We start from the raw sequence: 9697 nt of genomic DNA on the forward strand, positions 1-9697 counted from the left end.
TTGCATACCTGGTGCCAGCTTTCTAGCAAGTCATTCAAAATCAATAGCTTGAGTGTTTTCTCTTCGCCAGATGCCTGCCAGGTGGCGGTCAGGCGAGTCGAGGCGTGCGCATTGCCGGGCGGATCATGGTGCGTTGCAGCATGGTTGTGCACCAAATATGTGCCATTTTTCGAGCATATCCTTACGTCATCAATAGCTTATGTGCTTTTCAGGCATCGGCCTGTCCGCTAGCACTGTATCTGCACGGCATCCCCCTCGAGGCGAACCGGCCACACCTGAAGCGAGAGCGTCTCGTCATCCAGGCATTGGCCATCCTTGAGTCGATAGCGCTGCTTGTAGAGCGGCGAGATCACCAGTGGCTCACCGGCATGATCGCCCAGCAGACCGCGGGCGATCACGTTGGCGCCGGATACCGGATCATGATGGTCGATGGCGAACAGCGTGAGGGCGTCGCTGTCCGCGCTGGAGGGTAGCGTGAACAGCGCGATCTGGAAGTCCTGGCCGGCCTGTTCCAGCCAGGCGGCCACCCCGGAGCCCGGCACCAGGTCCCCGCGCTGACAGAGTGTCACCCAGCGAAGTGGCGACTCCTCCTTGGTTGAGGTGTCAGGTGCCGTGTCCTGTGCCGTGTGGCACGCTGTGGAGAGCGGTGTGGAAGCGAGTGCAGGCGATGTCATGAGCGCACCTCCGTGGCCAGGTTGGCCGTCAGTTCTGTTGCCAGGCTGATGCCTGAGTCCGTTCCCTCATCGAGAGAGCCGCCGTCACTGGTGATCAGCTCGCCGCGGCTTGCCGGGCGTATCTGGTCACGCTCGATGATGTTGACCACGGCCGGGTCGGGTCGCTGGTCATTCACGTAGTGGCGGAAGCGCTTGAGCTTCTCGGGACTCTTGAGGGCATTGGCCCATTCGCACTCGTAGCGGTCCACCACCTGTTGCATCTGCTCCTCGAGGGTCTCGCCAAGCCCCAGACTGTCCTCGAGAATCACCTCCTTCAGATAGTCGAGCCCGCCTTCGAGGCCCTCGCGCCAGACAGAGGTGCGCTGCAGGCGATCGGCGGTGCGAATGTAGAACATCAGGAAGCGGTCGATGGTGCGGATCAGTGTCTCGTCATCCAGATCGGTCGCGAACAGCTCCGCGTGACGCGGGCGCATGCCGCCGTTGCCGCAGACGTAGAGGTTCCAGCCGTTCTCGGTGGCGATCACGCCGACATCCTTGCTCTGGGCCTCGGCGCATTCGCGGGTACAGCCGGAGACGGCGAACTTGAGCTTGTGCGGTGAACGCAGGCCCTTGTAGCGGTCTTCCAGCGTCAGCGCCATCGCCATGCTGTCCTGCACGCCATAGCGACACCAGGTGCTGCCGATGCAGGATTTCACCGTACGGGTGGACTTGCCGTAGGCGTGGCCGGTCTCGAAGCCGGCGGCGATCAATTCACCCCAGATATCCGGCAGTTCATGCAGCTGGGCGCCGAAGAGGTCGATGCGTTGCCCGCCGGTGATCTTGGTATAGAGGTTGTAGCGCTTGCCGATCTCGCCGATGGCGATCAGCTTGTCCGGCGTGATCTCGCCGCCGGGAATGCGTGGCACCACGGAGTAGGTGCCGTTCTTCTGCATGTTGGCCATGAAGGTGTCATTGGTGTCCTGCAGCGGAATGTGCGAGGCCTCGGTGATCGGCGCATTCCAGCACGAGGCCAGAATCGAGCCCACCGCGGGCTTGCAGACCTCGCAGCCCAGGGCATCGGGATGGCGACCGTGGCTGGCCATCAGCTCGGCGAAGGTCTGGATGCCTTCGACGCGCACCAGCGAGTAGAGCTCCTGACGGGTATGCGCGAAGTGCTCGCACAGCGAGCGATCGACCTCGACGCCACGACTTTCCAGCTCGGCATCCACCACCTTCTTGAGCAGCGCCGCACAGCCCCCGCAGCCGGTACTGGCCTTGGTGCAGGCCTTGATGGCGCCCAGATCGCTGTTGCCGGCGTCGATGGCGCTGCACACATCCCCCTTGGAAACGTTGTGGCAGGAGCACAGGGTGGCGCTGTCAGGCAGGGCATCCGCGCCCAGGGTGATGGACTCGCCACTGGCATTCGGCAGGATGAGTGCCGCCGGGTCCTTGGGCGCCGCGATGCCATTGGTGACGTACTGCAGCAGGGTGTCGTAGCGCGAGTTGTCACCGATCAGCACCGCGCCCAGTACCTGCTTGCGATCCTGTGAGACGACAAGGCGTCGATAGACACCTTCGGCTTCATCGCAGTAACGATAGCTGATCGCGCCTTCGCTCTTGCCGTGGGCGTCACCGATGGAGCCGACATCCACCCCCAGCAGCTTGAGCTTGGTGGACATGTCGGCGCCCTGGAAGCGGAAGCGCTCCTGCGCATCGCTTGTGGCATCTCCTGTGCTGGCGGCCAGCAGGGACGCCACGCCGCGTGCCATCTGATAGCCGGGCGCGACCAGCCCGAAGATGCGCGATTGCCACAGGGCGCACTCGCCGATGGCGAAGATTTCCGGGTCCGAGGTGCGGCATTCGTCATCGATGATGATGCCTCCGCGCTCGCCGATCTCGAGGCTGGCGCTGCGTGCCAGTGCATCCTGAGGACGGATGCCGGCGGAGAACACGATCAGATCCGCTTCCAGATGCTCACCGTCGGAGAAATTCATCCGCCACTGGTACTCCTCGCCGGGCACGATGTCGGTGGTGGCGCGATTGAGGTGCACTCCCACGCCCAGCGCAGTGATGTGTTGCTTGAGTGCCAGGCCGCCATCCTCATCCAGCTGCACCGGCATCAGGCGTGGCGCGAATTCGACCACATGCGCCTCCAGACCGAGTGACTTGAGGGCGTTGGCAGCCTCAAGTCCCAGCAGGCCGCCACCGACCACCACGCCTCGTGTCTTGCCGTCGGCAGCGGCGCGTATCTGGTCGAGGTCTTCCAGGGTGCGGTAGACCAGCCGATTGCTGGCGGCAGCCTCGCTGCCTGGCTCGCCAAGGCCCTGGATGGGCGGCACGAAAGGCGTGGAGCCGGTGGCCAGCACCAGGCTGTCGTAGGGATAGCGCCCTTGGGGAGTGATGACATGGCCGCCGTCGCGATCGATCGCCGTGACGCACTCGTCGAGGTGCAGCGTGATACCGGCGCTGGCGTAATCCTCCACGCTGCCGAGCGCGAGAGAATCGGCATCGCGTCCGGTGAAGTACTCCGAGAGATGTACACGGTCGTAGGCGATGTGGCGCTCTTCGCCGAAGACATGAATCTGGTAGTGCGCGGTGGCGCCCAGCGCGATCAGCTGCTCGACGCAATGATGGCCTACCATGCCATTGCCGATGATGATCAGGTGTTTCATGCGGCCTCCTCGAAGGTGTCAGGGGTGGTGTCGCGATCAGGATGTTGAGATGCAGTGTTCTGGTGGGTCGCTCTGCCGCCGGGGTCATTCGGTGGGCCAGAGGGTGTCTCGTCCAGTTGTGCCAGCGCTTGTGCGGGCATGAGCAGCAGGTCGTCACGAATCGCTGTCAGTGGTGTGCCTGCCTTGAGGGCTTCGAACAGCGCGTTGCCGGCACTGACATCGCCGTAGAGCACCACGCCGACCAGACGCTCATCGCGCAGCAATAGTCGGCGGTAGTCACCCAGGGCGTGGTCCTGATAGACCAGCACCTCGTCAGTGGGATGTGGCATCAGCTCGCCGCAGCTGTAGAGGTCGATACCGCTGACCTTGAGGCGGGTGGCCAGGGGGGCATTGCGATAGGGCGGGGTCGCTTGCTCAAGAAGATGGCGTGCGAGCACCTCGATCTGTGCCCAGATGGGCTCGATCAGACCGAAGGTCTCGCCCTCCACCTCACAGCATTCGCCCAGCGCGTGAATGTGCGGATCGCTCGTGAGCAGGTGGCCATCGACCTGGACAGCGCGCTGGCAGGCCAGGCCGGCAGCACGCGCAAGCGTGATCTTGGGGCGGATGCCAGTGGCGGCGATGGTCAGTCCGGCGTGCAGTTCACGGCCATCCTTGAGACGCACGCCAGTGATGCGGCCCGCCGGCGTCTCGAGCCATTGCTCAAGATGCGCGTCGGTGATGATCTCGAGGCCGCGCTCGCTCAGCTCCTGCTCCAGCAAGCCGGCGGCCACGTCATCCAGCTGACGGTTCATCAGGCGCTCGCTGCGCTGTAGTAGCGTCACCTCAAGGCCACCCTTGCGCAGGCCCTCGGCGGCTTCGAGCCCCAGCAGGCCGCCGCCGATCACCAGGGCATTGCCGTCGTGACCGGCTCCGGTGCGACAGGCGGCCTGCATCTGCTCGACATCCCTGAGGTCACGAAAGCCCATCAGTCCCGGTGGCCAGTCATTGGCATCCAGTGCCTGAGGCAGGTGAGCGGGGAGCGGCAGTGGCAGCGCCGGGCGTGACCCCGTGGCGATCACCAGACGCTGATAGGGAATGCGGCGACCGCTGGCGGTCTCGACACAGCGGGCGGCGCGGTCGATCTGACAGGCGGGATCACCGCTGATCCGTGTGATGCCATGCAGCGAGAACCAGTCGGCCTGCTGGCTGATCAGGTCATCGGCTTGCGTCTCGCCTGCCAATAGTGGGGAGAGCTGAATGCGGTTGTAGGGCAGGTGAGGCTCTTCACCGATCACCGTGACTGCCCAGGGGAGCTGGCGATCAGGTGACAGCGCGACCAGTTGCTCCAGCAGCTTCTGCGCCGCCATGCCATGACCGATGATGATCAGGGACGGGGTCGTGTCGCCGGTGGAAGATGACGGATGCATGCTGCCTCCTTGCGATGGGATATCGAGTGCAAAAAAAAAGCGCCTGCTTGCCGCCGTGAAGTTCACGACGTCAAGCAGGCGCCTTTGCCTGGAAGATGAGGGCTAAGCATTGGATAGCGAGTTGCAGTGCTGCGCGACGATACGGCTGTCACTCGGGACTGCGGCAGGTCTGGCGGACCGTTGGCTGCCGTGCATCCGCATGGATGCGCGGCGAGACCTGCGATTCGGGGTCGTCATTGACCCAACCTGTCAGGAATACAGCGAATTTGGTGCCGCCTGAGGAAAAACCACCAACTTTCATTGGTTTGTGAGTATTTCGATGTCGAGGGTCAGGTGTTTTCGAGTGGCTTGAGGCGCCATGGGAGCCGCCTGTCGTGAGGGAATGGTGCAGGAAGTCTCAAGGATGCACAGGGCTGGTGCGACAAGGCGGAGTGAGCGGCAGGGTCTTGCGGCTCCTGTCGACAGACTGGTGAGGATGAATGGTGCAAGTTGCTGTTATCAAAGAGAAAGAGAAATGATTGGTCTGGTATCTGCCTCTTTTACCGCATTCATGTGCAGACATGACTGAGGGATCCATGTTCGCGTCAGCAATGACGTCGGGCATTACATCCGGCCAATGGCGGCTTGATCAGTCAGTCCGCGCGATGACCCGAACCGGGTCAGATACCTAGTCAGTGAACAGATATCAGCAACAGGCAAAGGCGCCTGATGACCGCACGCTTCGTGCTCGGTCGTCAGGCGCCTTTTTCGTGGTCAACGTTCTGTGCTCAATGCACCAGGGAGTGATGTCGATGCAAGTCAGGAATCCCCCAGACGCCCCGCAACCTGCTAGATGTCGTGCCACCACCACCTGCCCGTATTGCGGTGTCGGATGTGGTGTGGCGGTCGAGCTTGAGCAGGACCAGGACAGTGTGCGCATCGTGTCGTTGAGTGGTGATGTCGCGCATCCGGCCAACCATGGCCGGCTCTGCGTCAAGGGCTCCGCGCTTGCCGAGACGCTGTCGGCCGATGGGCGTCTGACGATGCCGCAGGTGCGTGATGAGGCCGGGGTATTGCGAGAGGTGAGCTGGGAGACGGCGCTGGACCTGATCGCCGCACGCTTTGCTGATCTGAGCAGGACGCATGGCGGAGAAAGCATCGCCGCCTATCTCTCGGGGCAGCTGCTGACCGAGGACTATTACGTCGCCAACAAGCTGTTCAAGGGCTTCATCGGTACTCCTCATCTGGATACCAATTCGCGACTGTGCATGGCCTCGGCCGTCGTGGCTCACAAGCGTGCCTTCGGAGCGGACGCCGTGCCCTGCAGTTACGAGGACCTCGAGCGTGCCGAGCTGGTCGTGCTGGTCGGCAGCAATCTGGCCTGGAACCATCCGGTGCTGTTTCAGCGGCTCAAGCAGGCGCGTATCGACAATCCATTGCTGCGAATCGTGGTGATCGACCCCCGGGTGACCGACAGCTGCGAGATCGCCGATCTCTATCTTGGCCTGCGTCCCGGCAGTGATGCGCGTCTCTTCAATGGTCTGCTGGCCTACATGGCAGATCGCGGACGCCTGGATCGCCTCTATCTGAAGGCGCACACCCAGGGCTTCGATGCGGCGCTCAAGGCGGCAAGGCGGGAAGACTGTTCGCTGGCGGCAATCGCGCGTGACTGTGATGTCGATGTGGAGCGTCTCGAGACTTTCTATTACTGGTTCGCGACCCAGTTGCATGTGGTGACGCTGTTCTCCCAGGGTGTGAACCAATCGACCAGCGGTACCGACAAGGGCAATGCGATCATCAATTGCCATCTGGCCGGGGGCAAGCTCGGGCTGCCGGGGGCGGGACCGTTCTCGATCACCGGACAGCCCAACGCGATGGGCGGCCGGGAAGTCGGTGGACTGGCCAATCAGCTGGCGGCACACATGGACTACGAGACGCTGGGCGCGCGGGAGCTGGTCGGTGAATTCTGGAACGCCCCGAATATCCCTCAGGGGCCGGGGCACAAGGCGGTCGAACTGTTCGCGGCGATCGAGCGTGGAGAGATACAGGCGCTATGGATCATGGCGACCAATCCGGCGGTCAGTCTGCCGGACAGTACGCGCGTACGTGCGGCGCTGGCGGCCTGTCCGCTGGTGATCGTCTCCGAGTGCATGGCGGACAGCGACACCCTGGCGTATGCCGATGTGGTGTTGCCGGCCAGCAGCTGGAGCGAGAAGGATGGCACCGTCACCAATTCCGAGCGCTGCATCTCGCGTCAGCGTGGGTTGCTCGCACCGCCGGGCGAGGCACGTCACGACTGGTGGCAGCTGGCGGAGGTCGGCAAGCGCATGGGGTACCAGGCGGCATTTGGCTACTCGGGGCCCCACGCGATCTTCCGTGAGCACGCCAGGTTGTCCGGCTTCCGCAACGTCGCGCCACGTCACAAGGCGGGCAGCAAGCCTCTGGCGGCTTCCTCGATCAGGCGGCTGTTCAACATCGCGCCGCTGGCCGAGCTGGATCGCGAGGGCTATGACGCGCTCAGACCGATTCAATGGCCGGTACGGCGTGGTGAGAAGGGGGAGCTCATCGGCACATTGCGGTTGTTCGAGGATGCCACCTTCAATACGCCGAATGGTCGCGCGCGGCTGGTGCCCGTGACCCCGCAATTGCCGCATCAGGCGCTGAGTGATGCGACACCGCTGCGCCTCAATACCGGTCGCATTCGTGATCAGTGGCACACCATGACACGGACTGCGCGCAGCGCGCGCCTGATGAATCATCGCGCCGAACCCTTCGTGGAGCTTCACCCGCAGGATGCCGCGGCTCGCGGTCTGCAGGAGGGGGCTCTGGCGCAGCTTGCAGGGCGTGATGAGCAGGGGAGCGTGCGTGGCGACTATCGTGCGCGTGTGCGTATCAGTCATGGCCAGCGTCAGGGTGAGGTGTTCATCCCCATGCACTGGAATGATCACTTCGCCAGTCACGGGCGCGCCGGGGCGTTGCTGGCCGGCCTGGTCGATCCTTTCTCCGGTCAGCCGGAATCCAAGCATGGCGCGGTCGATGTCATGCCATTGCCCTGTGAATGGCAGGCCACCTTGCTGATCGCCCCTGGCGTATGGGGTGGGCATGAAGATCTTGCAGGCGCGATGACAGAGCTCGAGGGATGCTATTGGGCGCGCATCCCGCAGGCGACATTGGTGCGCTATCAGCTGGCAGGGGAAGGGCAGCCGGATTGGGCGCTCTGGTGTGAAAGGCATCTGAGTGTTCAGGCGGGGCTCTGGGCACAGGATGTGGCACAGGGAGGCATCAGTGCCGCAGGTTTTCGTGAGGGACGGCTGATCTGGTGGTTGAAGGTCACCGCTGGCGCGGCACGCTCCGACCGACAGCCCAACATTGCCTGGCTGGGGGAATGTTTCGCCTCTGACCAGCTTTCTGCACTTGAGCGTCGCAGTCTCCTCGCCGGACGCCTCTCTGGTCAGGCGGATGTCGGGACGATGGTATGCGCCTGCCATCAGGTCGGCGAACTCACGATTCGGCAGGCCATCCAGTCGGGTGACCGTTGCGTGGAAGCATTGGGGGCGCGATTGGCCTGCGGCACTCGCTGTGGCTCCTGCCTGCCTGAACTCAAACGTCTTGTGGAAGAGGAGCGATCCGATGAGCGGACTGATTCGTTGGAAATGGCGTGACCTGATGGCATCGAGCATCAATTCAGCAACCCTCGGCATCTCCATGGCACGGCTGACGGAAGGCTTGCTGTCGCGTCGCGAGTGGCGTGCCATTGGCGGGCAGGCACGATCACGGGCTGATGCCGGGGCCATCACGCCTGCCTGGGGCGGGCTTCTTCCGGGGCAGGTCGCGTTGGTCGGAGCCGGCCCGGGGGATCCGGATCTGATGACGCTCAAGGCCTGGAGAATGCTCAATGCAGCGGATGCCGTGGTCTATGATCGCCTGGTCGGTGACGAGATTCTGGCTCAGCTCCCGATGCACTGTGAGCGCTATTACGTCGGCAAGGCCTGCGGCAATCACAGCGTACCCCAGGACGAGATCGGCGCGCTGATGGTGCGTCTGGCCAAGGAGGGCATGCGTGTGGTCAGGCTCAAGGGCGGGGATCCCGGTATCTTCGGGCGCATGGGAGAAGAGCTGGCGGCACTTGATGAGGCTGGCATCACCCGTCATGTCGTTCCCGGCATCACCGCGGCCGCCGGTGCGGCAGCTTCGCTGGGCATGCCGCTCACCGACAGGGCTCATGCTCAGCGGCTGCGATTTGTGACCGCCCAGCTGTGCAACCGGAATGACCAGCCCGAATGGCAGCAGCTGGCACGCCGGGATGAAACGTTGCTCTTCTATATGGGGCTGAATCGCCTCGACACCATCTGTGATGAGCTGCAGCGCCATGGTCTGCCGTCAGACTGGCCGATGATGCTGGTGGCCAATGCGAGCCTCCCCGAGCAGCAGGCCTTGCACGGCACCTTGGGTGACATGGTGGCTCGTCTGGCAGAACGCCCGCTGCCGACACCCTGCCTGATCATCGTGGGCAGCGTGTGCGAGATGGCAGCGGGGCGAGACCTCGTGATGGCTGCGGCCATGGCACATTCCTCAGAGCGCGAAGCGTGTGTCGCCTGACAAGATCAGCCGCGCCGAGGCGGCTGCAAGGTGGCCAGTCTTGTCACGGGGTCAGAAGGGGAGTCGTTCTGGAGGGCATGTGGATGAATCTTTTATCCACAAGTCCTTGAAACCAGGCCGGTGAATGCGTAAAGTACGCATCCGCTGCCGGGGACGCATGGCGTTACCAGCGGTGAAAGAGGTTTGCAGGTGATTGTTTTATTTGATGTTTTTGAAGCCCGCTTCCAAATCATCGATTGACAATTCCGGGCGATTCGCTAGAATACGCCGCACTCCTTACGGAACAGGTGATCGAGCAACGCTCCTCACCGCTGGATGATGCTTAGAGGCAGTCGATTGACTCATCATCAAGTGCTTGACTTCTCAAGCGTTCCGGATAGAATAT

General features: G+C 63.0%; 5 protein-coding genes. 2 read left to right on the forward strand and 3 right to left on the reverse strand.

Annotated elements, in window-relative coordinates:
- Positions 1-227: 227 nt before the first annotated feature.
- From nirD to HXS66_RS12250, 3 genes are read right to left on the reverse strand one after another with little or no spacing between them, the layout of a single operon-like run.
- Positions 228-674 carry a nitrite reductase small subunit NirD gene (gene nirD / locus HXS66_RS12240; RefSeq protein WP_077378144.1) on the reverse strand — a complete coding sequence of 149 codons (447 nt, stop codon included), beginning with the start codon at positions 672-674 and terminating at the stop codon, positions 228-230.
- Positions 671-3325: a nitrite reductase large subunit NirB gene (gene nirB / locus HXS66_RS12245; protein ID WP_176503634.1), complete on the reverse strand. Its 2655-nt coding sequence runs from the start codon at positions 3323-3325 to the stop codon at positions 671-673. The genes nirD and nirB overlap by 4 nt, the downstream gene beginning before the upstream one ends.
- Positions 3322-4734, reverse strand: a complete 1413-nt coding sequence (locus tag HXS66_RS12250) for an NAD(P)/FAD-dependent oxidoreductase (protein WP_176503635.1) — start codon at positions 4732-4734, stop codon at positions 3322-3324. Before HXS66_RS12250 ends, nirB begins: the two co-directional genes overlap by 4 nt.
- Positions 4735-5525: 791 nt before the next feature.
- Between HXS66_RS12250 and HXS66_RS12255 the strand changes: the two genes are divergently transcribed.
- On the forward strand, positions 5526-8375 hold the full coding sequence (locus HXS66_RS12255) for a nitrate reductase (protein ID WP_218015170.1): 2850 nt from the start codon (positions 5526-5528) through the stop codon (positions 8373-8375).
- Positions 8344-9312 (forward strand): uroporphyrinogen-III C-methyltransferase, encoded by a 969-nt coding sequence (cobA, locus tag HXS66_RS12260; protein WP_255303227.1) that lies wholly within the window; start codon positions 8344-8346, stop codon positions 9310-9312. Before HXS66_RS12255 ends, cobA begins: the two co-directional genes overlap by 32 nt.
- Positions 9313-9697: the final 385 nt, after the last annotated feature.

Source organism: Cobetia sp. 5-11-6-3 (genome assembly GCF_013374055.1).
Classification (GTDB): domain Bacteria; phylum Pseudomonadota; class Gammaproteobacteria; order Pseudomonadales; family Halomonadaceae; genus Cobetia; species Cobetia marina.

Bases quoted from the DNA above. Each gene is read 5' to 3' on its own strand.
- nirD (WP_077378144.1), bottom strand. From the start codon at position 674: ATGACATCGCCTGCACTCGCTTCCACACCGCTCTCCACAGCGTGCCAC.
- nirB (WP_176503634.1), bottom strand. From the start codon at position 3,325: ATGAAACACCTGATCATCATCGGCAATGGCATGGTAGGCCATCATTGC.
- HXS66_RS12250 (WP_176503635.1), bottom strand. From the start codon at position 4,734: ATGCATCCGTCATCTTCCACCGGCGACACGACCCCGTCCCTGATCATC.
- HXS66_RS12255 (WP_218015170.1), top strand. From the start codon at position 5,526: ATGCAAGTCAGGAATCCCCCAGACGCCCCGCAACCTGCTAGATGTCGT.
- cobA (WP_255303227.1), top strand. From the start codon at position 8,344: ATGAGCGGACTGATTCGTTGGAAATGGCGTGACCTGATGGCATCGAGC.